The 26558-nt window shown below is 41.3% G+C and carries 26 protein-coding genes; 10 read left to right on the forward strand and 16 right to left on the reverse strand.

Translation table 11 applies throughout. The features are described from left to right. Positions 1-278: 278 nt before the first annotated feature. Positions 279-1028 (reverse strand): LytR/AlgR family response regulator transcription factor, encoded by a 750-nt coding sequence (locus EKM82_RS09730; RefSeq protein ID WP_164508226.1) that lies wholly within the window; start codon positions 1026-1028, stop codon positions 279-281. Then, positions 1021-2199, reverse strand: coding sequence for a GHKL domain-containing protein (locus tag EKM82_RS09735; protein WP_164508227.1), 1179 nt, complete (start codon positions 2197-2199; stop codon positions 1021-1023). The genes EKM82_RS09730 and EKM82_RS09735 overlap by 8 nt, the downstream gene beginning before the upstream one ends. A 314-nt stretch (positions 2200-2513) precedes the next feature. Between EKM82_RS09735 and EKM82_RS09740 the strand changes: the two genes are divergently transcribed. The 7 genes from EKM82_RS09740 (at position 2514) to EKM82_RS09770 (ending at position 9147) form a co-directional block, all read left to right on the forward strand. Then, positions 2514-3170: a CPBP family intramembrane glutamic endopeptidase gene (locus EKM82_RS09740; RefSeq protein WP_125768675.1), complete on the forward strand. Its 657-nt coding sequence runs from the start codon at positions 2514-2516 to the stop codon at positions 3168-3170. 104 nt (positions 3171-3274) lie between these two features. Next, complete coding sequence (locus EKM82_RS09745) at positions 3275-3874, forward strand: CPBP family intramembrane glutamic endopeptidase (RefSeq protein WP_125768678.1); 600 nt, start codon at positions 3275-3277, stop codon at positions 3872-3874. Between the two features lie 113 nt (positions 3875-3987). Further along, complete coding sequence (locus EKM82_RS09750; RefSeq protein WP_125768680.1) at positions 3988-4257, forward strand: hypothetical protein; 270 nt, start codon at positions 3988-3990, stop codon at positions 4255-4257. A gap of 496 nt (positions 4258-4753) precedes the next feature. After that, positions 4754-6064: a sensor histidine kinase gene (locus tag EKM82_RS09755; RefSeq protein ID WP_125768682.1), complete on the forward strand. Its 1311-nt coding sequence runs from the start codon at positions 4754-4756 to the stop codon at positions 6062-6064. 4 nt (positions 6065-6068) lie between these two features. Continuing rightward, entirely contained in the window at positions 6069-6800 is a 732-nt protein-coding gene (locus tag EKM82_RS09760; RefSeq protein ID WP_125768684.1) for a LytR/AlgR family response regulator transcription factor, read from the forward strand. A gap of 204 nt (positions 6801-7004) precedes the next feature. Continuing rightward, a complete protein-coding gene (locus EKM82_RS09765; RefSeq protein ID WP_125768687.1) occupies positions 7005-8009 on the forward strand; it encodes a S41 family peptidase in 1005 nt (334 codons plus the stop codon). Positions 8010-8085: 76 nt separating this feature from the next. Continuing rightward, positions 8086-9147, forward strand: a complete 1062-nt coding sequence (locus tag EKM82_RS09770; protein WP_125768690.1) for a S41 family peptidase — start codon at positions 8086-8088, stop codon at positions 9145-9147. A 141-nt stretch (positions 9148-9288) separates the two neighbouring features. On the opposite strand, the gene EKM82_RS09775 is transcribed toward EKM82_RS09770, so the two are convergent. Continuing rightward, positions 9289-10608: an MATE family efflux transporter gene (locus tag EKM82_RS09775; protein WP_125768693.1), complete on the reverse strand. Its 1320-nt coding sequence runs from the start codon at positions 10606-10608 to the stop codon at positions 9289-9291. Positions 10609-10910: 302 nt separating this feature from the next. Between EKM82_RS09775 and EKM82_RS11625 the strand changes: the two genes are divergently transcribed. Next, positions 10911-11081 carry a hypothetical protein gene (locus EKM82_RS11625; RefSeq protein WP_164508228.1) on the forward strand — a complete coding sequence of 57 codons (171 nt, stop codon included), beginning with the start codon at positions 10911-10913 and terminating at the stop codon, positions 11079-11081. A gap of 14 nt (positions 11082-11095) precedes the next feature. Here the strand turns inward: EKM82_RS11625 and EKM82_RS09780 are convergent, their stop codons facing one another. From EKM82_RS09780 to EKM82_RS09795, 4 genes are all read right to left on the reverse strand, one after another. Continuing rightward, on the reverse strand, positions 11096-11572 hold the full coding sequence (locus tag EKM82_RS09780) for a GNAT family N-acetyltransferase (RefSeq protein WP_125768696.1): 477 nt from the start codon (positions 11570-11572) through the stop codon (positions 11096-11098). A gap of 46 nt (positions 11573-11618) precedes the next feature. After that, the gene (locus EKM82_RS09785) at positions 11619-11996 is read right to left on the reverse strand and encodes a YxeA family protein (protein ID WP_125768699.1); all 378 of its coding nucleotides are present in this window, start codon (positions 11994-11996) and stop codon (positions 11619-11621) included. Between the two features lie 294 nt (positions 11997-12290). Next, positions 12291-14189 (reverse strand): mucin-binding protein, encoded by a 1899-nt coding sequence (locus EKM82_RS09790; RefSeq protein ID WP_125768702.1) that lies wholly within the window; start codon positions 14187-14189, stop codon positions 12291-12293. Positions 14190-14479: 290 nt separating this feature from the next. Beyond that, on the reverse strand, positions 14480-15529 hold the full coding sequence (locus EKM82_RS09795; RefSeq protein WP_125768704.1) for an AI-2E family transporter: 1050 nt from the start codon (positions 15527-15529) through the stop codon (positions 14480-14482). A gap of 212 nt (positions 15530-15741) precedes the next feature. Between EKM82_RS09795 and EKM82_RS09800 the strand changes: the two genes are divergently transcribed. After that, complete coding sequence (locus EKM82_RS09800) at positions 15742-16668, forward strand: DMT family transporter (protein WP_125768707.1); 927 nt, start codon at positions 15742-15744, stop codon at positions 16666-16668. 124 nt (positions 16669-16792) lie between these two features. Here EKM82_RS09800 and EKM82_RS09805 read toward each other — a convergent pair whose 3' ends face one another. Next, positions 16793-17734 carry an aldo/keto reductase gene (locus tag EKM82_RS09805; RefSeq protein WP_125768710.1) on the reverse strand — a complete coding sequence of 314 codons (942 nt, stop codon included), beginning with the start codon at positions 17732-17734 and terminating at the stop codon, positions 16793-16795. Between the two features lie 802 nt (positions 17735-18536). Then, positions 18537-19484, reverse strand: a complete 948-nt coding sequence (locus EKM82_RS09810) for a zinc-binding dehydrogenase (protein WP_125768713.1) — start codon at positions 19482-19484, stop codon at positions 18537-18539. Positions 19485-19578: 94 nt separating this feature from the next. Here EKM82_RS09810 and EKM82_RS09815 point away from each other — a divergent pair, with 94 nt between their 5' ends. Further along, positions 19579-20382 carry a MerR family transcriptional regulator gene (locus EKM82_RS09815; protein WP_125768716.1) on the forward strand — a complete coding sequence of 268 codons (804 nt, stop codon included), beginning with the start codon at positions 19579-19581 and terminating at the stop codon, positions 20380-20382. Positions 20383-20521: 139 nt separating this feature from the next. Here EKM82_RS09815 and EKM82_RS09820 read toward each other — a convergent pair whose 3' ends face one another. The 7 genes from EKM82_RS09820 to EKM82_RS09850 form a co-directional block, all read right to left on the reverse strand. Continuing rightward, on the reverse strand, positions 20522-20986 hold the full coding sequence (locus tag EKM82_RS09820) for a hypothetical protein (RefSeq protein ID WP_125768719.1): 465 nt from the start codon (positions 20984-20986) through the stop codon (positions 20522-20524). Positions 20987-21110: 124 nt separating this feature from the next. Continuing rightward, entirely contained in the window at positions 21111-21533 is a 423-nt protein-coding gene (locus tag EKM82_RS09825; RefSeq protein ID WP_125768722.1) for a hypothetical protein, read from the reverse strand. A gap of 233 nt (positions 21534-21766) precedes the next feature. Further along, the gene (locus EKM82_RS09830) at positions 21767-22012 is read right to left on the reverse strand and encodes a hypothetical protein (RefSeq protein ID WP_125768725.1); all 246 of its coding nucleotides are present in this window, start codon (positions 22010-22012) and stop codon (positions 21767-21769) included. Positions 22013-22144: 132 nt separating this feature from the next. Continuing rightward, complete coding sequence (locus tag EKM82_RS09835; protein WP_125768728.1) at positions 22145-23050, reverse strand: PhzF family isomerase; 906 nt, start codon at positions 23048-23050, stop codon at positions 22145-22147. A 15-nt stretch (positions 23051-23065) separates the two neighbouring features. Continuing rightward, on the reverse strand, positions 23066-23872 hold the full coding sequence (locus tag EKM82_RS09840; RefSeq protein ID WP_125768731.1) for a chitosanase: 807 nt from the start codon (positions 23870-23872) through the stop codon (positions 23066-23068). Between the two features lie 382 nt (positions 23873-24254). After that, positions 24255-25379, reverse strand: a complete 1125-nt coding sequence (locus tag EKM82_RS09845; protein WP_125768734.1) for a glycosyltransferase — start codon at positions 25377-25379, stop codon at positions 24255-24257. A 73-nt stretch (positions 25380-25452) separates the two neighbouring features. Beyond that, positions 25453-26502, reverse strand: a complete 1050-nt coding sequence (locus EKM82_RS09850) for a sugar transferase (RefSeq protein WP_125768737.1) — start codon at positions 26500-26502, stop codon at positions 25453-25455. Between the last annotated feature and the right edge of the window lie 56 nt (positions 26503-26558).

Consider the following 26558-nt stretch of genomic DNA (forward strand, 5'->3'; position numbering starts at 1 on the left):
CCTAATTGAGGACTGAATTTTTGAATTGAAAAACCAGTTGTTAGCTAATCAAGACTTGTTGAAATTGATAGTGCTGATTAGAAAAAAGATGATTTTTTTGTTGAGTAGTAGACCGTTGTTGATGGCGCGCTGCCTTTTATACCGTAGTTGTGTGTTGTAAGTGGCAATTAAATAAGCCCTGCAACAAGGGAATGCTCGATGCTTGTAGAAAACATCTTATCGAGAGGGACTATGAATGGTTTTCTAGCCTAGCTTAGTTTTTTGTAACAGAAACAATATTATTTACATAGCATTATCTTTTTTAAACTGGAGAGCTTTCGAAAACTGACATCAATTTTGCTGCCACTCTTAAAATAGGCAAGTCGTTGGCCGGTATTCAGGGATTTAATTTGCTTAGGATTGACAATAACACTTTTATGGCATCTGAATAATGAAGGGAATTTCGCCTCAATTTGATTAAGATTCCCAGAGAATGTTGCTGATTCGTTGATAGAACGTACTTCTAATTCTCCTGGTCGACCAGGGATGGTTTGGATGTATTCCACTTCTGTAAGGGGGATTGAGAAAACTTGCTGACCAATAGTGTAGCTAAAGATGGCTTGCGAATGTAATTGCCGATTATTTTGGCGCTGCTGCATGGTGACAATATCGCTATGAATGCGTGTGAGAATGCCTTCATTGCTAGCAGATTTATTAATCAGATCCAGTGGTGCAATTCGATGCGTAATTATTCGCATGGCGGCTTCTGAGTGACTTGTTACAAAGACGATTTCAGCATAGGGAGACTTGGATCTGACCCAGTCAGCAACAGTAATACCATCATTTTTATTGCCAATAATTTCGATATCCAAAAAGAAAATAGCCGTGTTGAGAGTGTTTAATTCAATCGCATTTAATAGTGCATCCGGCTTTTTTTCGGCGACAATTCCTGCTACAGAAATGTCTTCAATCATTATGGTGTTGCTAACGCTTTGCTTGAGAAATGCTAAGTAGCGCTCGTCATCCTCCAAGATATAGACATTAAGCATAATCATTTGCCTCAATATATAGAGAGATCTCTAAATTCAGATTATTTAAATGTTTACGAAGGTGCAAATTATGATGTGAGGTAATTAGGTCATTGATAATCGTCATACCTTGCCCATGCCTCTTTCCTTTGGTCGTATAACTATTCTGATTAAGGTGTTCGAGACGGAATTGATTGGTGACTTGATTGATGATGGTGATTTCGACATTGTTCTGATTATCAGCTGAGATAAGTGTTACGAATTCTTTTTGCTGATCAGCAATTGTGGCCTCTAACGCGTTATCAAGTAAAATACCGACAATTCGAATGATTGGCAGTACATCGCTCAGCCCGGCAAGAATTTGCTCACCTTCAGTTTGAATCACCAGATTAATTCCTTGATTCTGAGCTGCTGTCCACTTTAGATAGAGTAAATTCTGGAGCGGCGGATAAGCAATTGCTGACATGGAGCCTTGATCAGGCTGCTGTTGAGTAAGGACAGTTTGTGCTTCTGAAATCAAGTTCTTAGTTGCCGAGTCATCACGCTGCCCTGAGTCATTTAAGGATAGTTGAATTGTGGCGAGGACGTTCTTATAGTCATGGATAATTTGTCGAGTATGAACCTGCTGAACATCAAGATTATTATAATATTCTTGTCGGGCTTTTTCGGATTCTTTAAGCCATTTAAGTTCAGATTGATTTTTGTACGCTTTTAGAATAAATATGAGTGAGAATGCACTGATAATGATTGAAATCAAAAAGATACTAAAAATAAATAGTTCAGTCGCCGGGCTTAATTTAATAATTGTAAAAATGAATTCGACTAGATAAAGCGATAAACAAATAAATCCAGTATAAAATAAACTCGCTTTCTGGAGAGCTGAATTGCTATTAAACGATTGATAGAGTTTTTGAATTAAGTCACTTCTCTTAAAAAAGATCCAATATATCAGTATTGCTGAACAAAGAATAACGATTATGCGCGTTAAAATAAAGACTGTCAGTATGGTGCTAGAATGCCAGTGTTCTCCAAATTCGAGTATAATTGCGCCAATGTTAACAATAATCAAGTTATATTCCATCATTAGAAATACCCAAAAAGTGTCAGAAATATGGTGGGAATGTGCTAAATAAAGCGCAAATGTGATGCCAAAAAGTATTTCACCAATTGTTGAGAATAACAGTGATAACAAACTACCCAGAATTGACCAGAAAAGAATATAGCCAATTTTAACTTGATGAAAAAAAGAACGGAAAGTGCCGTAATCCAAACTAAATAAAGAGGAATTGTTAAGGCGAAATATAACCAGTTAGACATTGGTCCCATTGTTGCTTCTCCATGCTCTCTAAATTAAACTCGTTAACTTAATATAACAATATATTTTTCGTAAATGCAACGACGTTTATAGCAAGAAAGACGACGTTGATATAGAGATTTTACTTATGGTTGCATAATGTGATATAACAAATATGTGAACAGTTTACAGGCGTGGAGATAGTTGACAGAATGTTGAAAAAATACCAAGAAAAATTCATTTATTTACTGTTTGGCTTAATCGCATTACTGCCACTGATTATTCTGGCTCAGTTACCGGTACTCACTGGCGCATTTAATACAAAACTTTTTGATAATTGGTTAATACTGATTGGCACCAGCATCACCTCAATCTTGCTCCTAAGTTTATGGTTTCGTAAGTTAAGCAATCATCCAATCGTTGCGTTTACTCATTTCAAGAAGAGATTGATAGTTGCCATACTATGGTGTTTATTTTCACTGGTGATTGCGTTTATATTTCAAAATGTCTTCAGAGGTTCCCACCTAATTGATGATGTGGATCATGACCAGATATTAAAGCTATTAAAAGGGCCTTTGAAAGTGCCGATGATTATTCAGGTCAGTTTTATCGCGCCAATTTGCGAGGAAATTAGTTTTCGCGGGATTATGCAAACTTATCTTGAAAAACTATTTGGCTTCAAAATAGCCATGATGCTGACGTCGCTTATTTTTGCGCTTTTACATGGGAGTAGTCTTCAACAAATTCCGATTTTTATTTTTTCGTTGGGATTGATCTATATGGATCATCGATTTGCTGATTTGACGACCAGTATGATGACCCATTGTCTCTATAATTCTGTGGTCACATTTTTAAATCTTATTGCCTGAAAGTAACTCAAGTGTTATTCGGCAACGGAAATAATGACTTAAATCAATTAGAGTGCGTGTTATACCTGATATAGTGCCCATTCTTTACATAAGAGGTCGAATAAATGGATAAACTTCAGGACAAGACGAAGTCGTTAGCGTTTCAGATTGGCGTAGGTATCATATTGCCAACGTTATTTTTGGTTATTTGTGGCGCGACTAGTAACCAAATAATTTTAACAATTGATTTTAGTCTAGTTGTGGGTTATTTAATCTATTCCTGCGCAACCATTTTAAAAATGAAGATCTTGCAGATTAATTTGCGCGCCGTCATTTTAGGAATTGCTGGCGCGGGCTTAGCGGTGCTAATTCAGGTGGCGATAGCTTATCTTACTGGACTTAAAGGCGGAAGTTCCCAAGTATTACGTCTTAATCCACTGATTATTGCGCCGATAGTTTGCTTAACTGGGCCGTTATGGGAAGAACTGATTTTCAGATACACACTGAATGTCGGCTATTTCCACAATAAATTTTGGGGGATTTTGGTTTCTACGGTGTTGTTTGCGTTATTGCACGGATCTATGCGCTGGGGCGACCTACTTGTTTATTTTTCCGTGGGACTGATTTTTAGTTTTGTTAACGGGAAAACGCCTAATATTTTATCTTCAGTAATTGCCCATAGCTTGATGAATACCCTTGTCTTTATTAACTTAATTTTCTTGTAGCAGAGTGATTTCCAACTCATATCAGGAGGCGATAAATAACTTATTAGCAATGATTCTTGATGATAAATTAACAACGTTCGATAATAAAAAAATTGAATTTGGAGGTTACAATAATGGCTAAGCTTGGTATTTTCAATGAATACGGTCCAGAATATCTTGTAACTTTTTCGCAACCACGGACAGATTTAACATCTATTCTCACAGGACTGAAAGGCAATCCTGCTTTCACTCAATTGACGGAAGTTGGCACTGGTAAGGGGTTGCGCTTTCGCTCGAAACAAAGTGTTAGTGATATTGAAGCTGCTCTGGCAACTGAAGCTCAACTGCAGGCTAGTGATTATGAACTTGTTACGGGGCAATTTTTTGGCATGTCACTTGATTGATTTAGGTATACCCACAGTAATAGCATTTTTTTGAATTAACGCCTATGATACTAACCAGGATTTTCGGTTAGTATTTTTTGATAGATTTATCATGACTTTGGAAGATTTTTTTGAAATAAATGGCCGCGCTTGTCCTTAATAATATTAGATAAAAGACGCATGCAAGCGTACCTGCGCGTTTTATCAGACTTAATCACACAAATAGCAACCGCAACAGATAGTGGGCAACATTTCAGAATCTAAAGCAATTATTTTAGGATGCTTTAAATAAAACTATCGCTAGGCACGATATGCTGTAGTAGGAATGACGGGTTGGTGTTTTTGAATTGACAAGCAAACAAATTAAGATTGCTTTTTGAAGCGAATAATCAAAGTACTTCGGAATTTGGGCTATGTGGCAAGAGACTTTAATTGTATAGAAACTTCTTTAATACGTGCAGTAGAAAAACCGCCATTGTTGCTATAATGAGAATTATAGAGCAAGGGGTGCAATATTATGGTCGAATTGAGTGCTTACGCGCATTTTGGGATTGAAGCTGTTAATTTAGTTTTACTGATGATTGCCATTGGCATATGTACTGGTAATCGAAGCCGAGAATTTTATCTTATTTTTGGCTTGTTAATCATACCGCTGACCTTCTTATCGTTGACTGATTTTTTGCTAGCAGGTATCGCAATTACCGGAATTTTTGGGCTACTTCGTTTTGCTAAATGGCGTCTAAATAAAGGATTAATGATCAATGATATCCTGGGATTTTTGATTGCCCTTTCAATTTATTTGGTTGTGACTATTTTTGCTTCATCTGTAACGATCATATTACTTCGGCCAACTTTTAATACACTGATTACTAATGGTGCAGTTATTGTATTGCTCAATTCATTGATAAGCACATTACTGTTTGCTGGACTGTTATTTTTTGTTAAAAAGAAATTTTTATCACTAACGATAGCGGAAGATGAACAGCGAATATATATTCTACAAATAGCGGTTTTTATCGGTCTTGCCTATGCTTTTGGTGAGATAATGCGACTTCAGCATGTGCTGGGAATCTATATATTTATCATGATTGGCTTTTTGGTCGCTCAAACAATTCTTAGCGTTTATTTCACTTACATGATGGTTAAGAAGAACCATGAGCGAATAGAACTTCAGCATCTACAGCAGCAAATTGAGATCATGAATGCTTATACAGAAGAAGTTGATCGAAATTATCAGGAAATGCGTCAGTTTCGACATGATTATCGCAATTTGCTATTAGCACTTAAATTAGATCCAAGTTCTTCTGTAGCCAATCAAAAATACTTGGATCAAATTTTAAGCTATTCAGAAGGTATGGCTCGGAAAAGCGTGATGCGTTTTTCTGATTTAAGTAATCTTGAAATGATGCCTTTGAAATCGTTAATAATCACCAAACTATCTCAAGCTGAACAGTCGGGATTGAAAGTTAGATTTGAATGCTTAGATCAGATTACTTTAATTAATTTAGCAGAAGTAAAATTAATTAGAGTTGTCGGCATTTTACTTGATAATGCCATTGAGGCAGCTGTGAATTCCCAGGATAAATTGTTGAGAATACTATTTATACGCAATAAAAATAATTTAGAAATTTCAATCGAGAACTCGTTTAATGGTACCATTCCTGCACTATCAATCATTCACCAAGTTGGTTTCAGTAGTAAAGGAAAAGGGCGTGGTTTAGGTCTTACCAATGTTGATGAAATGATTAAAAATGAAACGAATACAGAATTAATTCAATATGTAGCTGAGCAGCTGTTTGTCGCATCGCTGCTAATTAAGGATGTGTGAGAAGATGGCCTTACCAGTTTTTATTTGTGATGATGAAACACGGTTCTTAACGTATTATCAGCAAATTATTAAAAATGCGATTATGATCAATGAATATGATCTGGAACTCATTTTGGCAACGACAGACCCGCAGGATATATTACGCTACCTAGATAAAAATAAAATAACCGATTCGTTGTTTTTCTTGGATATCGATCTTGAAAATAAAGAAAACGGCATTGACCTAGCTCGCCAAATAAGAGATCAAAATGAATTTGCACAAATCGTCTTTTTGACATCTCATCCAGAATTGGCCTTGGAAACATTGAAGCGTCAAATTGCCCCATTAAATTACCTCATCAAGGATGATAAAAGTGAAAAAATTCAGATAGAGCATATTTTGGAACAACAGAATGCAACAATGACCATTAATCGTCGTTCAAATTGTCGCTATTTAACATTTACCCTGGGCTTTCGAAAAATGAAAATCGATATCAGTGGTATTTATTTTATCGAAACGTCCGTTGTGCCACATAAGTTAGTTCTATACGGTGAGGGAATGATGTTTGAGTTCTATGGACGAATTAATGATTTTGAACGAGATTATCCCGAGTTGTTACGAGTGCATAAATCGTTTTTAATTAATCCTAACCAGATTATCAACATTGACTTTCGCAAGCGCGTCATCAATTTTCCAGATGAGTATAGCTGTACCTTTCCAATAATCAAAACTAAGTTGTTAAAAAGTATGATGTGACCTCAAATTAAAATTACCCGATCAATTATTTAGCAGCTGCTAAATAATTCTTTTGTTTTAGCAAGCGATTTTAGGATGTGTTTTTGTCATTTGATGATTTTTTGAAGAATCGTTTTCAATCATAGATATACTAAAGATACCGACAATAAACAGGTTTAATCTTAGTTAGGTTAATTGAATTGACTGAATAATGGGGGTGCAACGGTGAAACGACGTAAATGGATTTTCGTAGGGCTATTTGTTGTAGTTGCGGGCATTGTCAGCATGATTGCCCACTTTAATTGGCAAAGCACGACCCAAACCCAAGGTTATCAGGCAATTCAATTAATAGAGAAATACGAAATAATTCGTGATTCAGTATCTTGGCAAAAATTATTAAAAACGTCGGACAATGGCAAGAATTTAACTGATGTTAATCAATTAAACGTTTATTTACAGGCAATCAATAAGCATAGTAGTGCTGTTGAAATTGATAAAAATGCTCAGTCAAGCACCAGTATTAGAAATTTGCCAACTGCGGAGGTTACGCGCGGTTTTACGATTATTAATGTTCCGAGTGCATTTGTGCTCGATAGTGATGATCAGTTTGCGAACGAGTATCTGACTGAACTTGACCATTTAATTCATCAATCTTCGAATAATTTGGTAATCAATCTGATCAACAATACTGGTGGCTTTTTTGAGCCAATGACTTTAGGCGTTAGTAGTTTGGTGCCAGATGGCATCATTTTTAGGGAAATTGATAAAAATAAGAAAAGTTATCCCTTGAAATTAGTCAATGGCCAATTAACTGGCGGTATTAAGTCCACTCGTACGAAACTGATGGCAAAGAGTCAACTAAAAACGACTAAAATTTCTACTAAACGTAAAATTGCAGTTCTGATTAATGGTCGAACTGGTAGTGCCGCTGAATTAACTGCCCTAGCTTTAAAAAACAATCCTCAGGTTAAGTTCTTCGGGACAAACACTGCTGGGTTCACATCTTTGAATTTAGGCAAAATCCTACCCGATAAAAACCAACAGAAAGCTTGGTGGTTAAATTTAACGGTGGGATATGTCAAAGCGGTAGATGGGAAATTATATGATAATCAATCAGTTAGTCCTGATTATCAAGTCAGTATTGCCGATCTTTCTTTGAATCAGCCCAATTTAGCAATGGAAAGCAACGATGAGCTATTTAAAATGTTGGCAGCATGGTTTGAAGCTTAATGGTCAGCTGTTTTTTCGAAATTTTATTGCCGAGCAGTTGTGAATTAGTTTTGATCACAGTTGGAGATGAATTGTAATGGTTGAACAAAATCAACGTCAAGCGCTTTTAGCCATGTTCAGCAAGGTTCTATCTGTCATGTTACTAGTTCTAACAGTGGTTCTTTTAACTGGTTGTAAGGCGGCCGAGACAACAAGTCATTCGCCAGACTCTCAAGCCGAGGTGGCAAACAGCATTGGTGCTCCGCAGGCAATCAAAAAAATGGACGCTCACGGAATTATCGAGAATAAAGCACAGTGGCAGGAGCTTATTCGAAAAACTGATTATGGTGCCAAAATTAAGACAGTTCGTGAACTCAATCAGATGTTATATGTCGGCAATCCCCATTCCAATGCAGTTAAATCAGTTCAGGAAATAGAAAATATTCAATTCCCGACGATTACTAAAGTATCAGGGATAAAAGTTGTTAATGTGCCGGCTTTCTATTCAATACATGCGGATAAAAGAAAAAAGTACCAACAGGATTTACAGCAAACAGTCGATCAGGTCAGTGAACAACCAGTAATTGTGCTTAATTTTGCCAATAATATCGGTGGGATTGACATTGACATGATTGGTGGGTTAGCCGCGTTAATACCCAATGGCAGTCTTTGGCAAGAAATTGATAATCAGGGAAAATCTTGGTCGGTGAAACTAACGAATGATCAGATTACTGGTGGTGTTCTTGATCTTAAGGAATCAGTTGTACCTGTTAACAAACGGCTGGACAAAAAAGTATTAGTCATTATGGATAAACGAACTGCAAGTGCAGCAGAAGTCGCAATTATTGCTCTAAAACGTAATCCATTAGTTAAAATAATTGGTCGCGAATCCACGGGACGAACTAGTATCAATAAATCGCAATTTATTGGCCGTAAGAAAACGGTTGTGACCTTAACGTTAGGCACAATAGAGAGTGAAGTTCCTATTGGTGGTAAAAAGTCGTTCAACAATCAGCCTTTGATTCCAGACGTGACGACGTTATATCAACCAATTTCACCGGCTCATGGTGCGGATTATCAGAAACAGGAACCTTTAGATGAAGATTTTGTTCAGGAATTAAAACAACAGTTTCTCGAGCTGAGTGATGCTACTGAATAGCACTGCATTCAATCAAGACTCACCTTGATTCAAATACGAAAGCCAGTTGGCAAATCCTCCGTAGTTAATGTGAGGTTTTCCAACTGGCTTTTTGTTCAACGATTCAATTATACTGATTGATTTCTTACAATTTCCTCAAAGCTAGACTTCCTGCTGGCGCACTTTGCGATAAAGCAACCAGCCAATGACGAAGGTCAGACCGTCAGCAACAGCTTGGGCCCAGATAATGCCGTTCATGCCGAATAATTGGGCTAAGACGACAATGGCAATCGCAAAAATCACCGCTTGCCGGGACAGGGCCATGACCAAGGCGCTCATTGAGGCACCAACGGATTGAAAAACGGTGGTGAACACCAGAATCAAACCGACCAGTGGTGTGGTAAATAGCATGGCCCGCAACATCAAGGTGCCCATCGCCACAATGGCCTTTTGAGCCATAAATAATTTGATCAATTGTGGTGCGAAAATGATTAAAATCAAGGCGCAAATAAAAGCATAGCCAGCTTCAATTTTCATATCATAACGTAAAATTGCTTTCAGACGCGGCCAATTTTTAGCACCGAAATTATAACCGATTAAAGGTTGGGCGCCAAAAGCAAAGCCGATCATGACCATCATCACAATTGAATAAATCTTCTGAACAATCCCCATGGCGGCCACAGCTTGCGCACCATAAGCAGCCAAATAACTATTCAGCACCATCATTCCGAAAGTTTGGGCCAAATTAGTTAGCGATGCCGGGATGCCGACGCCGATAATATCGCGGAAAGTTGTGCCGGAAACGTGGGCAACTTTGGGCGCGAGGGAGAGGGTCTTCGCTCGCCGCATGAAAATCACCAGTAAGCTCGTGTTGACGACATAGCCGAGCACGTTGGCAAAAGCCACGCCACTAGCGCCCCAATGGCAAACAAAGAGAAAAATGGGATCGAGAATAATGGTCAGCACGGTCCCACTAAGGGTGGCAATCATCGACAGCTTGGCCAAGCCTTCAGTTCGAATAATATTGCCAGGAACCAGCGAAACAATAATGAAAGTTGAGCCCAGAACTAAAATCCGGTAAAAATCGGCTAAATAAGGCTGGGTGGCTTTGGTAGCACCTAATAAATGGAGAATCGGCGTTTCAAAGACCAATAATAAAACGGTCAAAATTAGGCTCAAGCCAATCGCAATGTAAAAACAAAAACTACTGATTTGCGCACTTTCGGCGTAATCGTGTTTGCCTAACACCCGCGAAATCACGGCGCTGCCACCTAAACCGAAAATATCGCCGATGGCTAACATAAACGTAAACAAGGGGCTGCCTAATGCAATCCCGGCAACCAAATCAGCATTGCCAGTTTGGGCCACGAAGAAAGTGTCGGCTAAGTTGTAAACCATCGCTGCCACCATCCCCAGCACTACTGGCAAGGCTAGTTGCATATAAACTTTAGGAATTGGTGCTTTTTCAAATAATTCATCCATGAGAAAACCTCCGTTTCTGTGAGGTCTCTCGCCAAAAATGGTTTGCCTAAACAGAATAAGTTGTGAGAAGTAGTGGACATAGATCACTGCCACTCCGGCTACACTTTAATCAATAGTCAATGATACGCGTCGAAAAAAATCCTCGCAAGCGGAAATTTGCAAAAAAATCAGCTTCAATTTCAATCAAATCATCAATATTTATTGAAAAAAATCCAGCAATAATCATTTGCGCAGCACAAAAAATAGCTTGAATCAACTATGCTTACAGTTGAATCAAGTTATTTAAGAAAGCTGATGTTAATATGGAGAAAATTTTCAAAACGCAAACCAGTTTTACGAAGGGACTATGTCTAGTGCCTGCGCCAACTAAGGTTTTTCCACCAGATGTGCCAGTTCAAGCGAAGGTTGATTTAGAAACGGGGACGGTCAAATTTTTTGTGGCCCCAGAGGATTTACCAAAGTTAAAAAGTTAGCTCGCAAAATGCGGTTAGTCTGCCGATGCTGGCTTGATATATTTGGTCATCGAAATATCCGTCGGCACAAAGCCCATTTTTTGATAAACGTAGTAGGCTCGTTGATTGCTGGCGAACACGTGCAGGCTAATTCGCTGAACCTGCTTTTTGGCCGCGACTTGGTTTAAGGCTTGCAAGGTGGCTTGGCCGAAACCTTGATTTTGGAATTCCGGTTGGATGATAATGTCGTAAATAAAGAAACTCTGAGCCGTTTGATCCCAGTGTACCCAAAGCGTGCCAACAGCTTGTTGCTCATGATAAATCGTCCAGATTAATTCGTCAGTAGTTTCGCGGCCAGCTGGCAAAAGTCGCTGATACTCAGCTTGGGCTTGAGTTAGGGCCGTTGCGGCTGGCCAAGTACCAGCCGTGACTTTGTCTTGAGCATAAGCCTTAATGGCTTGTTGTTGCCAACTTTGAAAGGCGGCAGCAGTAATTGGTTGTAAAGTTAACATGAAATTCCTCCCCACTTTAAAATCTCTATGGATCACTAATCATTGATTATTGTAGCGCTTGTTTGACGGCTGTAGGTACTTGGGTATCGTCGACTTGACTGGGCCCTTTGATAACGCGCTTCTCGCTGATCTCAGCCTTCACATATTTACCCACTGCAAAGGGCCGCGGATTTTCACTGCTAAGTTCATAGCTGACTTTGCGGTGGTTGCCATTAGTGAGCACCCAGTCTAAATCGTAAACATAGGAGTAAAGTCCGGCTTGAACTTGGCCATCATCACTCTTGGTCGGCTGTTTTGCCGGGACTTCGGTAATGATCGCGTAGGCTGGTTCGCCTTGATAAGTTTGCCGATAATACCGTTGCCCACCAATAAAAACACCTACTGCTAAGACTAAAGTCAGCAGCCCTAAAATAATTTTCTTCATGATCTCACGCCCAATTCATTTGTTATCGTATTATATCAAGCTAGTTGCTAGCTGATGTTGCGGTCGGTTTTGGCAGCGACTCGCCAACAATATCTAACTTGATTAGTTTCATTAGTTTAAAGTTTAAATGACTTTTACGGAAAAGTGAATGGGTATAAGGTCGAGTTTTGACTCGGTCTTAAAACCGATAGCAGACTTTTTAAGTCGTGGCTGAAATTCTCGCCAAAAATACCGAACAATTCTTTGACGAATCGTTCGGTATTTTTATGGAAAATTCTTATTTGCCCTGAAAAACTACTGCTTACGCTTGCGCTGCCACCAAAAAGCGCTGAGGCCAAGAGTGGCTAAAATTAGCACACCTAGCACACTGGCTAATGATTGGGTAGTGGTACGTTCGCCAGTTTTAGGCAAGGCTATTTTGGCTTGTTGGCCGGCTGCGGGGCTTACGTGGTTTGGCGTTGCAATTGGTGTGGGCAGTGGTTGCGCCGGCTCTGGTTGTGGGTCGGGCGTTGGCTTAGGCACGGTGGGTTTAACGGCATCAGCATGGTAGGTTACCACAGTGGTCACGTCAGCACTGGCGGCGGTTAAATTAGGCACGGCGGCCACCGTTGGTTGATCAGCGGTGTAGCCCTTGATTTGTGGTGAAATTTTGGCCGTGAATTCGGTGCCCGTCACTGCCTGCCAATCTTGCCAGCTACTAGTCTGAGTGACTAAATCTTTTTGACCGGTTCGCGTAAAAGTGAGCTGGTCTTGAACTGTTGGTGCGGCTAAACGGCCATCTTGATATTGATAATGAATGGTTTGTTGCACATTTTTAGTCGCAGTGATTGGTTGCAGTTGATGTTTCAGATGAATGTTAAAAGTTTGATCTTCATCGCTAAAAGTTGCACCAGACGTTGGATATTCATCATTGACTAACTCGTAACCAGCAGCAAGATATTGCTGAATCAGCGCTGCGGTTTGATAATCACTGGTTGTCCCTGACTTACCAACCAAAGCTTCCTGATGAAGTGTTTGACCAGTTGTGTCATCGAGATAATTGACGGTGATCGTTGTTTCTTTGGCCGGTGCTACCACGCGTCGGTAAACCAGGGCATCAGTCAGCAGCTCCAGGTTAACATTACCGGGAACGCCGTCAGTTTGGTAATTTTTGACGGTATAGTCGGCGGTCGGGTAGCCTAATTGACGATAAAGAATATATTGCTTGCCATTAATAGTCGCCACCCCGGGCTGAGCGATCGTAAACGAGCCATCACCGTGACTGGTCACCGGCGTCCAAGTGTTGCCGGCCGCAATCGTGTAAAGGTTCTTGGGGTACAGCGTTTCGCCATCAATGCCTTTAGTTTCATCAGCGGTAAAAGTGACTGGTTCGCCAGCAGTGGCGGTAACGGGATCGTCGTTCAAATAAAGTTGGCCATAAGCCAGGATTTGCGTATTACTATTGCGATTAGTGATCGGCGCTAAGGGGCTAAAATCAGTTAAACAATTATAGCGCAAAACAATTTGTTGCCAGTTAGATGCATTATGATTATCGCCAAAATGGTTGTTAGCAATGGCAATCAGCCAAGGCGCAATCGCCTTTAGTTGGGCATTAGTCATGCCATACCAATTAGCCTGGCGATAGTCGGATTCGGCGGGCCCTAAAGTTAGGTATTCAATATTGGTCGCGTCGATTTTCATTAACGGACTTAAATCAAGCCGACTAATGTAAGGCGTCAGCAAGTTTAACTTTTTAAATTTTAAATTGCTTAAAGGGGTTAAGTCAGGTGGCGTGAGTCCGTTTTGACCAAAGCTCAAGCTGAAATAAAACGAAGCATCAATTAAAGTGGTGCTCGGCAAATACTGGAGCGCTTCTAAGCCAGCTAAAGAAGTAATTGGCGTGTTGCTGTCAGTGGTAATCGTCAGCGTCTTGCCAGTATAATTCTTGATCATGGCCATGGTAACCGGCTGATCGGCGTTGCCAAAACTTTTTTGGACGGCTTTAGCTAAATTGGCGTCGGCAAAAGTAACGGCTTGATCAGCAGTTGGTGCGATCATCGTCGTCTTGGTATTCGTGGCAGACGACGTGGTTGCAGCCTGAACAGGACTGTGGCCAACTAGTGGTGCTGTTAATAATACGGCGAGCACACTTGAACACAGCAAATAACGGCGAGTGGTCTTAGTTGACCTTGGTTGGTAGTAAGTTGATTTCATGATGTTCCCCTCTCAATAATCAAGTCATTGAAGTTACCCCAATAATTTCAATGAACCTAGCAACAATTCAAACAGACAGCTTATAAGTTTTTGACAGCTTGATTATATAATGAATTGAAAGCGAATACAGTTAATAATATTTATTTATGATTTTCTTAAAATTTAATTTTTGACAGCACTAAAAAACGCTGATAGACCAACGATTGTATCACTACTTGGTTGGTGAATCAGCGTTTATTTTGCTTGATTAAATGAAGATTTTTGTTCAGACGAATTAAGGGAATTGTTGGTCAATTATCAGATTGCTGTTCAGACACTGGCGGCTTAGGTGCCGACTCAATTTTTTTCACACCGATAATATCTAACAAGAAGGTGAAGACGGGAATACCGATGATCAAGCCCCAAGTGCCGAACAGTTTCTCGCCGACTAATAAAACGACGAAGGTGAAGAAGACCGGTAATTTCGTGCGGCTGCTCATGAACTTCGGATTCAGCACGTAAGCTTCCAGCGCATGGATCACAATAATCATGATCACAATGGTGGCAATCCCGCGGAAGCCATCAACGGTGTAAGCCACGATCGATAAAGGAACGACTGAAATAATCGCCCCCGCTACGGGAATCATTGACAGTAAGAAGACCATTGCTGAGAGACCGGGGATGTTAGGCATCTTAAGGAAAATCAACGTAATCGTGGTAATCACAGTATTGACGATGGCAATAAAAATCTGGGCTTCAATAACGACCCCGAAAGTATTGATAAATTTGTCAGCAAAGAATTTCAAATCAGCGAAGAACCAACCAAATGGTGAAGTGAGGAAGGTATTGCCAAAGTCTTTTAATTCATCAATGCCAACAGTGAAGAAGAAACTCAAAATCAGTGAAAGCAGAACAGTCACGCCCATTGCGGTAATGCTGCCCGCGTATTCCAAAATCGTGGTGATACCTGACTGCAATTGTGTTTTCAGATTCGTTTCGTTGACTAGTTTCAGCACCCACTGAATGGTGGCGCTATTGTCGTATTCTTTACTGTTATAGAATTTGACGACTAGATCATAGAGGTGCACCGTTTGTTTAGCAATGCTGGGAATGTAGTGGATGATGACGTACAGCAAGCCCACCACAATCAGAATATAAATCGGCGCGACAATCAGCCAAGCCTTTACCTGGCCAAACCGGCGGAAGAAGTTAATCGCGCGGGTTACTAGAAATGAAAAAATAAAAGTTAGTAGAATCAGACTCATCACGCTGCGTGACAGCCAGAGAATCAGTACTAACGTTAATAAGACAATCATTCGCCTTAATTTCGTATTTGCCACAAATCGTTCGTAAATTGACATTGGTCTCCCCCTAATCAGCCTTCATTATAACACGCAGTTCTGCCACATCGTACGTCCTAGAAATGGTTGCAGTCAATTTAATTGGCAAATAGTTTGTCTAGGCAAGAAATTAATTCTGGCCAATGTTAAATGCTGTTACCACCAAGTTATACCTGCTAAGCTCAGTCATACAGAAGTTAACCGCCATTTTATAGCGACTAGGAGTGATCATTGTGTCGGGTCTATCTTTAATACCAATTCTCATCGGTTGCGGCTTGGCGATGCAAACGGCCGTCAATGCGAAATTACGAACGTTTGTCAGGTCGCCTTATTTAGCCTCGGCCATTTCATTTGCCTTAGGAACAGTCTTCTTATTCATAGTGACCCTCGCAACTGGGATCAACCCATTTATTTCCTTACAAGTCATCGTGATTTATCCTTGGTGGGTTTGGCTTGGTGGCTTGCTGGGCGTGATTGCCTTGACCAGTAACTTATTATTATTCCCTAAATTAGGCAGCGTTCAAACCGCTGTGCTACCAATTTTTGGTGAAATTATTACTGGGGTGATCATTGATCGCTTCGGGTTATTTAATTCACCACAAATTCAATTAACTTGGTTGAAAATAATCGGCCTCGCCGCAGTGACGATTGGCATGTTGCTGACAAATGGCTTGTTTCATCGCGGCGAGCTGGCACTAACGACGACAAAATTATGGCCATGGCGTTGTCTCGGGGTTATTTCCGGGGCCTTATTAGCCATGCAAACGGCAATTAATGGTCATTTAGGCGTAATTTTAAATTCATCGGTACATGCCGCGTTAGTTTCTTTCGTGGTTGGCACTTGCTTGCTGTTGATCATCGTGGTGATGACTTGGACGCCGCTTGCTAAAATTCGTGGCGCAATTCAGGCTGGTGGCAGCTATTGGTGGATTTGGTTAGGCGGGCTATTAGGGGCCGCTTATGTCACCACCAGTGCTTGGCTAGTCCCGCGTTTGGGAACTGGGCAAGTAGTGATCATTGCTTTATTTGGTCAGTTACTATTTAGCGCCTTGATTGATCAATTTGGCTGGTTCCAGTCAGGCACCAAACGACTAACAGTTTGGCGTGTGCTAGGTTTAGTTTTGATGTTCATTGGCATCATCGGCGTTCATTATGTTTAATTTAAAAAATGGCCCGCCATGAGTGAGCACAGGCCAATGCCTGAAAATGAATAACCTGATTGACCAGTTAGAAACTGGCAATCAGGTTATTTTTGAGTTATTTAATACTGTTAATGATTTTAAATTACTTACTCATATTGGCCGGTTCCCATTCGCGCACCGTGTTGAAATCAGTTTGGTCAGCAATTGCTTCTAGGTCCGTTACTTCATCAGGCGTCAGCGTCTCATCGACGACCGTGGCCACTTCACTGACTTGTTCAGGCTTAGTCACACCAATGATTGGGCGCGTCCCTTTAGTCATTGCCCAAGCCATCGCTGTTTGTGCAGCACTTAAACGATGTTTGTGGCCAATCTCAGCTAATTTTTCAGTGATATCGAATAGGCTAGCTAATTTGCCGTTATATTTATTGGCCCGGGCGCTGCCAGCTGGGAATGGATTTGCGGCATTATATTTACCAGTTAGCGCCCCTTGTTCAAGCACCATATATGCGTAAAAAGTAATGTCGTTTTGTTGGCAATAATCCAGAATACCAGCTTGTTCAGAAGTACGATCAAGCAGGCTATAATGATTTTGCACAGCGGCTAATTTAATGTCGACAGCTGCCAAAATTTCTTGGACCCGCTTAATTTCCGAAAGGGTATGGTTAGACACACCTACGCGTTTAACGCGGCCACTTTTAACGAGCGGAATTAACATTGGCGTCCATTTCTCAACGTCAGTATCGTTGTGGATCCAATACAAATCCACGTAATCGGTTTTCAAACGCTCAAGACTGCCAATCAACATGTCTTCAACAGGATTGGGCCGATCGTCAGCCATCCGTGGGGTGAATTTAGTTGAAATATAAAGCTGATCGCGCGGTGTTTCCTTCATCAAATTCCCCAGAATCAATTCGGAAGCGCCAGCACTGTAAGCATAAGCTGTATCCCATAAATTCAAATTATTGCTGAGCGCTGTTTCATAAACCGGTTTGAAATCAGCCTCGCTAGCTGTATTGCCAAAGTAATCATCGTGATCGCCCCAAGCCCAGGCGCCTAAGGCAATTTTTGGAAAGTTTGTTGTCATGATTGTTCCCCCTTATCAATTACTAGTTATTAACTGTCAAGATATAACATCGCAATTGGTTACACAATGCTTTTGCTCCTAAGCTAGTCTAGTTTTTTCGCTAGTGATGAGAGGCAATCCAAAATCAAAACCGAAAAGATCTTAGTATGGTGTTGAAACAGAATTGGTTCTGACGCCATTGCGAGCTTGCTGGTTGTGGAACGCGGCCGACGCTGATTGAAGCCTTTTTTCAAAAGTCTTCAATACAGGTCTTATTGTAAGTGCTAAAGCACCAACAATAATTTGGCGGCTGACGACAAGATCCCTCCATTCCGTCTGGAGTTGAGGTGGTGCACGTCATCTTTGTTAGTGCTTAAGGCAAGTGTAGTGAAATTAATCAACTTGATTTGAATTGCAACGATAACTGAATAACAAATCAAAAAGCTCGTTTGACATGCCTCTGGTTTTATCCAGAAAAGTTGTCAAACGAGCTCATTAGTTTATTGCAATTTGTTTTTCCCATTAGTGGTGATCAATTCCGTTAGTTTTCACAGGTGGTTGCTGGGCGATTGGCGTCAGCCTCACTAGTATTGCCTTGATATCAGTCAAACCTAAAGTGAGCTAAATTAACTCAAAACGCAGTGGAGGCCGCCGGGTTGTCAGCCGCCAAATTCTTCTTGCTGCTTTAGCAGTTAGAAGAAGACTTGTATTTGAGATTGTTGCGTCAGCAATAAGCTCAAATCAATGTCGGCAGCGTTCCACAACCCGCCGGCCGCAACGGAGTTGTCCGCCATTCTGCTCAAAACTAGTTGAAATTCAAATCTTACAAATCGTTGCTGACGATGACTTCGCCCATGCTTGGATTTTGCATGACAAAATCTTGAGCAGCCGCAATTTCAGATAATGGAAAAACTTTGGTGATCGGAATTTCAATCTGATGATCGTTGATTAAAGTGAACATCTCGTCAACCAAATCTTGATCCACATCATCGGAACCAAAAGTCGTTAAATACTTGTCGACTAAATCGAACGGTGAGAATTCCTTCAAGACCCATTCGCCAGCCAAAAGTCCCATCATACAACAAGTGGCACCAACGTTTAAATGCTGCAATGAATTGCTCAAAGAAACTGTTCCGACCATATCAACGATGCCATCATAATTATGATCAGTTTGTAATTCATTGTTGGTATCTAAAATAGCGTGGTCAGCACCAAAATCTAATAATTGTTGTAAACGTTCTGGCTTCCGCGTGGTGGCTGTGACTTTCAAACCTTCAGCTTTGGCCAATTTCAACATGGCTAAACCAACTGAAGTTGTACCGCCACGGATTAATAATTCTTGACCAGCTTGCAACTTCAAAGTTTTCAAAGAACCAAAGGCTGTGTAGAAAGTTTCTGGATATTGAGCAAATTTAACCCAATCCCCATCATAATCAGCACTGAAGAACCGATCGTTAGGTAACAAAGCATATTCTTGTTCGCTACCATCAAATGCGCGGCCAAAACCGCCATTGATGGTGAAGACCCGTTGACCAACTTTTAAACCTGAAGCAGGATCAGTGGCATAAACTTCACCAACGGCTTCAACACCGATGACGCGGGGGAATTTAACATCTGGTGAACCACCAGCACGAGTTAATACTTCATAACGGTGAACGCCAAACGCATGAATCTTCATAACTGAATGAGTTTTATCAGGAACGGGAATTGGCCGCTCGACGATGTTTAAGACGCTTGAATCTCCTGGTTGATTAATCACAACTGCTTTCATAAATAATGACCTCCAATTAATAATCTGTTTGTTTAACTGATAAATATAGTGTAAACTGTCCCGTAACGTACAGGTCAAGGAAGAGGCTAAAAAAATGTTAACTATTCGTAAGTTTGCTGATCTAGCAGGTACTACCCGTCGAACTTTATTATTTTATGACGAAGCAAATTTGTTCAAGCCGAAAAAAATCGCTGAAAATGGCTATCGCTATTATGACTATGACCAACTTTATGAATTAAGTTTTATTTTGGCCCTGCGCAAGTTGGGTTTAGGTGTGGCCGAGATTAAATCGTTGCTGCAACATGATCAGCAGGCCGATCTTGACCAGCAGTTGCAACAAACCTTAACCGAAATTGATGATCAAGTTAGAAATCTGACCACGTTAAAGAAGCTGCTGGTCAAACGAGCCCAAGCACCACAGAGCGCCACAGATTTAGCGCTTCAACAACCGATTATTGCCACTCGTCCGCAACAAACTTTTTGGCGTTCAGTGCAGTCGGTCAATTGTACTGATGAAGAAATTAGTCGGTTGTATCAAGATTTTTATCAAAAAGTTGGCTTGCTGAAATTAATTGATAAGCAGCCATCTGGATTTCTGACCCAGCTACCAGATTGTCAGCCTGAAGGTTATGCCGAGGCGGTGTTCTGTATTATTAAGGCCAAAACCAGCGCCAAAAAAACGGCGGTCACCACCTTAACGCGGCCGGCCGGAAGTTACGTGACGATTACTACGACCAATGATTTAACCGGCATCGAAACCGGCTTAAGCCAAATGCAAGCCTATTTAAAAAAACAAGGCTTAGCAATTAAAGATGATCTTTGGGTGCTAAACTTGGGAGAATATTTCTCAAACAAGGCCGCCTCAGAATATGTTTCCTTGGAATATCAGTTGATTTAATGCAAGTTACTGGCCAGCTTGTTTAACCGGTTGGTAAATTTTTCAGCGTCTTAAAATACCACTCAATTCTCTGCGAACTGAGTGGTATTTTAAGATGGTCGTTTATTGATTGTCAGGTGTCCAGCACTTACTAAGCTGATTAATGACTAGCAATTGGGAATTCATTGTTGTCGATCATCGCCTTAACATGCTTGTAATTGGTGTGCACCCAACCAGCATTCGGCAGGCCCAAGAATTTCTGAGCTGAGAATTCCATAATGTTGTTATCAGCATCACCAAGGCAAAGGCGCGCATTAGCAATTGGTGAATGACCATTGGAATTTAATAAATGAAATTTCTCTTTTTTCATGACTAAACTAGAGATTTCGTGGTAGGGGATAAATTGGTTAACGTCCTTGAATTGATAAGTTAAATCAATTTGCATGAACAGCAGCCCGTTATCTTCAAAGCTTAAGTAGTAAAGTGCGTTTGCTAAAGCCGCGGCGCTAATACCGATGGCGCCCCAACCAGACCATTCATTAGATTGAACGAATAAGATTTGGTCGGTATTGTTTGAGTAACCTAATTTCGTTTTATATGCTGCAATAGCTGCTAATTTTGCCAAAAACACACCTCTAAAATTTGTCGTATTACCAGTATAGCACTAAAGCATATTTTAATAGTTTTAGCGTAAAAAAATAATGCAACCGCTTTGAACAGCAGTTGCACAATTAAGATGACTGGCGTGATTATTTTAACCAGCGGTGCCCAAATTTTAGGCGGGGATCAAAAAGTACTTCTAATACGATGAAAGCGCCTAGTAAATGATACATGAGCGGTTCATAAAAATTAGCGTCGGTTAAAGTTGGTGTTAACCAAGATTGCAAGAACATCAGGACTGCCGTGATGGCAATGCTGACGAAGATTATTTCGGTGAGGACGATGCCAATTGATCTTATCCGTCGTTGGAGTAATTGATGCTGCTGCCAGGGATGTTTCCAAGAAAATAGTCGCATAACCAAGGCCATACCGATGAACGGACCAACTAAGGACCAGTTGACTTGTTCCAGGGAACTTGTTTGCCGAATTGCAGCAATTAATTGGGCCAGCACTAAGATACTGAAGAAAATGAATAGACTAACACCTAGGATTTGGCGTTTTTTTGACGACATCGACCCACCGCCTTAATGATATAGTGATTAGCTGAACTTTATATTCCTAGCATATCATATCAGCGGAGGTAGTACTAGCTGTTGAGTGGCTTCAGCGTAACTTTAAATTGCCGATATTATGGCCCTGAAAGCGTGATTGTTTTAAATGCACAGGTAATTTGGCCAAAATTAAAACTCTGAATAACGTGATCACGGTGTTCAGAGCTTGCGTTTAAAATATTAAAATGGCGGGACTAACGTTCATAGCGATAGAAGCCAAAACCACCAACAATTACAAAAAAGATTACGATAAATGGTAAATAGTGCTGCTTCATTGGTGGCGCAATGAAGGTGCTAATAATTAAAATAGCGCCAAGAACCAAATAAGCAATGATATAGTAATTCAGATGCTTAACTTTCAGGTTCTTTTTCAATGATGGCAAAGTAATAACCGTTTCGGTTAATAGCGCGTAGATAACGATGAGAATAAATAATAACATGTCCAATTTCCTTTTATCGCAGTTCATTGCGATGAATGAGATAAGATTGTAGTTAACAATCAATTACTTCTAATAGTAGGCGGTGGACAGGCCGCTTGTCAATAGTTAGGTGTTGAAGAGTGCAATGATTAATTACAACTCAATCGTGGTTTTGAACGCAACGACGGCTTGACCAGTGACTTGCACTTGGGTTGGTTGGCCGGCGGTTAGTTGGACGCGAACTTGGAGAAAACCTGGGCGCTGCATTTGTTCACCTTGGCTGGCAGTAAAAGTAAATTCGTGATTATTAACCAGTGTTGGGGCGAGCTGATAGTGAACGAGGTAAGCACCTAGTGGCCCATTAGCATTGCCGGTAACAGGATCTTCGTTAATGCCAGCTGCAGGATTAAACATGCGGCCATGAATTAATACCTCAGTTTCAGGCGTGATTGTAAATACATAGTAGCCAAAACCGCCAATTTTCTGGCTGATTTGTCGTAATTGAGTCAGGTCAGGTTGCAGTTGGTTGAGAATCGTCTGGTCTTTAACACCAATCATGACTTTACCGGCACCAGCAATGGCGATGGCAATCGGACAAGCGGGATTTAATTGATCGGTAGTCAGGCCCAAAGCGAGCAGAATTTCAGTTTGGTTAGCTTGGGGCAGTGGCGGTTGAACTTTGATTGCGCCTAAGGTCATGGTGATGCGATAGTCGTCCAACTCGTGGTCAACCATTACTGGCAAAGTAGCCAGTTGCGTTTGTTGCTGTAAAGTCTGGGTGGTCAAGTGGTGTTCACGAGCGTTGATATACTGCGCGGCAATGGTCGCATGACCACAGAAGGGCACTTCAACCGTCGGTGTAAAAAAGCGCAGTCGTAAGTCAGCCTTGGAATCAGTAGGTTGGCAAATAAAAGCCGTCTCTGAATTGTTCAGTTCCCGGGCAATTTGTTGCATTTGCGCAGTCGTTAAATCATCGGCGGCGGTTACAACGCCAGCTGGATTACCAGTGAAACGAGTCGTTGTAAAGGCGTCAACTTGGTAAACTTGATAAGTTTTCATAATGAAACTCCTTGATTATTTTAAGTGATAATGGTCGCCGTACATTGTCCACGACAAAGGCCGCTGTAGATTGAATTTCTTTTGCCGAATAAATTGTTGCTGAGTTTTAATTCGGGATAAGTCTTGATGGGCGGTTTCTTGCCGCATGATTTTGGACCGACACTTCAGGAAAGTTTCTAAGTAGGTTGTCTGGGAGCCACCTTGGCTAGGTGTGCGGGCGTGCTGTTTTGCCTGCCGACGAATCCCACCGAAACTACTGGCGTCTGAGCCTGGGCCATGGACAACTAAAGCGTCGTAGTAAATGTATTGCCCTAAAGGTCCGAGCCCGTCGGTTTTTGCGGCGGTTAAAGCGGGCTGCAAGTATTGTTGATTCAAGATATCATTTTGAGCTTGAACGAAACGCTTGTCCTGGGCCGCCTGTTGCCAAGCCTTTACAAATTTCCGACCCAAACCCCGATGGCTAGCCGATCCCTGTACCTTTTTCAAAGCTGGGAGAAAAACGGTTAACGAATTACCTGGGCGTAACTTCTGATAACGTTGCACCACTTGCCGTAAATCACCAGTCGCGGTGGTAAAGCCAATAATATCAGCGGTGTAGCCACGACCATCGCCAATATCTTCGATGTAAGCGTACTGCCGATGATAATTCGTAGTCGAATTCTCGGCACTAGCCACTAACGAGAAAGTCGTGTCGCGAAGTTGACCAGTGGCGATGGTAGCGTGATCTGATGGGGCAGCGTTAGTTAAATGGTGGTACCAGTAATAACCGCCACCTAGGCAAATAATTAGAATCGCTAAACTGATGATCAATTTTTTATGCATTAATGGGTGAACCTGTCCAGAAAATAAATTTTTGGGGCGTTGATCATAATTAAGCTAGCGCACTGAAGGTTACTTGCTAGCTAATACTAATATAACAGAGTGTGACAAAAGGCGGTTAGCCGGTGAGTAAACACGAAAAACAACGAACAATTCCTCAGACGAATTGTTCGTTGTTTTTGTCGTTAAGCGGAACCGGCTGCCTTTTGAGAACACGTTTCAGCAGCTAATGTTCATTTTGTTTTTGAAGAAAAGACTTATGTCACAGCCTGTTGTCGTTAAGTGGCCGCAATTGTCCTATGGGAACCTGGTTAGGCTATTGCATGTCCGTTGGGATTTGCTAAATTAGGCTGCGATCGCGGACGGAAGAATTATTTTTCGATATTTATTGTGGCTGGTAAGCGTGATCCTTGATCATACCGATAACATCGAGATAGGCCTTTTTCAAATAATAACCATTGCGAATTAGGCCACTGATATGTTGGACGTTGTTGAGCATTTCTGTGTATTGCTGGTTGTTCAAGGCCGCAATTTTTCCGGGCAACTGATCCAGTGTATCAATAGTCAAGCCCAGACCATTCTTTTCAACAAAAGCGGCCAATGGGGATTTGGACCAGATGACAACTGGTTCGTCGGCTGCTAAATACATTGGAAATTTCGCCGGGGTATTGTACTGCTCGTATTCGCCTAATCGTCCAGTTACTTGCGGATAACTAGTTGAATCCCAAACCAAACCAAAGGAACCTTTAAGTTCTTGGGCAATCGCTTCTGGATCAGCATGGGGATACAAGGTGACATTGGCGTGATCACGCAACTTGAGTTGGTCCGAATCGTCACCATAGGCATTAATTTTGAAATCAGCCGGTAATTGACTTAAAAACTGGGCCTTCAGAAAAGCACCAGCATAATCTAAACCTTGGCCTAATTCGCGGCGTGGTTGGAAGTATTCGCAGGCGTAGCCACTAGGACCATAAATCGCAATGTTAGGTGTCAGTGGTGTCTTGGTTAGTTGAGCTTGTTGTTGCAGTCTGGTGGCCATATTTTCTGAGTGGACGATCAAGCCATCTGCCTGACTCAAAAAGTGTATTTCTAGCGTATAAGGCATTGTTTGCCGATAGCTGGCTAATTCAGCGGCTGTTAAAGTCGCTGGTAAGGCTGGAAGATCTCGCCAACTAGCAATATCATCAATGATAAAAATCAGGCTGGCTCCAAATTGATGAATTCGATCAATCAACATTTGACACCAGTTCTGAGATTGAAAGCTTGAAAATGGCCAATGAACGAAAACCAAATCGTCTTTTTTCAAGCCACCCAGTAGACCATCTAGCCGGGCACTTAAAACATCGTGAGGTTCGTCGTCCCAGCGATAGCGAAAGCCTTTAATTAAATTAATCCCAATTTGTTGGGCAAATAGTTCGCGATCATGATGGCACTTGCCAACGGCACCAATATCCCAAGCAGGATAGCCATGTTCACTGGTATTGTTGAGGTGAATTAAATAAGCAGGCATAAATTGCTCCTTGTTAATTTTTGATTGATTTAAAAGCGGATGCTACTGAAAAATCCAACGTTGTTGACAGCGGTTAATTAAGTTTAAACGCTGGAAAAATTAGGGCTTGTTCGGCAGCTTGCAGCCCTTGACGCGTGAACCAGCCGTCACGCAGTAATTGGCCGAAGTGACTAACGTTCGTTAACATTGTGGCGATTTGTTGGTCACTGAGTGCGGCGAGCACATGATCCAATTGGTCTAAATTATCAATGGCAATGCCTAAATGATTTTGAACAATCAGCTCAGCCACGGCGGCTTGCCGCCAAACGATGACTGGTAAACCATGGGCGAGATACATCGAAACCTTATGGGGATGATTGTACTGAGTATAATCGCGATAACGGAATTCTGGGGTGTTACTGTCCCAGGCCAACCCAAATGTTTGTGGTAGTTCTTGAATTAAGTCCCAACGTGGACGGCTGCCTAAATAATTAACTTGTGGGTTTGCTTGCAATTCTTCAGTGGTCGCCGCGTCACTGACACCAAAGACAGTAATTGGGGTTTGATAGTGCCACTGACTTAAATAGTCGGATTTTAAGATATTCCCCGCAATCACAGCGCCGCGTTGAAAGTTAGCTGGCGAAATAGTGTAACGACTGTCATCATGATTGTCATCAAGGTAATCCAGTAATTGCTGATAAACCATTTTAGTCGTGACCCCAAGTTCCTGTAGCTTGGCAGCCATTCGTTGATTATGAACAATCAGGACGTCACAACTGTTAAAGTAGGCAATCTCATCAAGAAAAACGGCCGTGTCTGGCTGATTGCGCAAAGTAAGGACATCATGGATCAGACAAATCACTTTAACATTGCGCACATGCATTAATTCAATAAAGCGGGTTTCAAAGCGAGCACTATTAAGTGACGGGTATTGGTAAACTAAGAGATCTCCTGGTGCAATTGCCGCCGTAATACCGTCAATGCGGGAGCTTAAGGCTTGGTCGCTTTCACCGGCATCGTTATAGCGGAAAATATTACTAATCTGATAACCCATTTTTTTAGCAATCTGAGCAATATCAGCTTTAGCTTGGCGAGTGGCGTCTCGTGTTGTCGGTTGAATAATATCAGTGATCCATTTCTTCATAGTTATCATGCTCCCCATTAATTTAAGATACGATAATAAAAAGACCAGTTAAATCA

This window comes from Lapidilactobacillus wuchangensis (genome assembly GCF_003946645.1).
Taxonomy (GTDB): domain Bacteria; phylum Bacillota; class Bacilli; order Lactobacillales; family Lactobacillaceae; genus Lapidilactobacillus; species Lapidilactobacillus wuchangensis.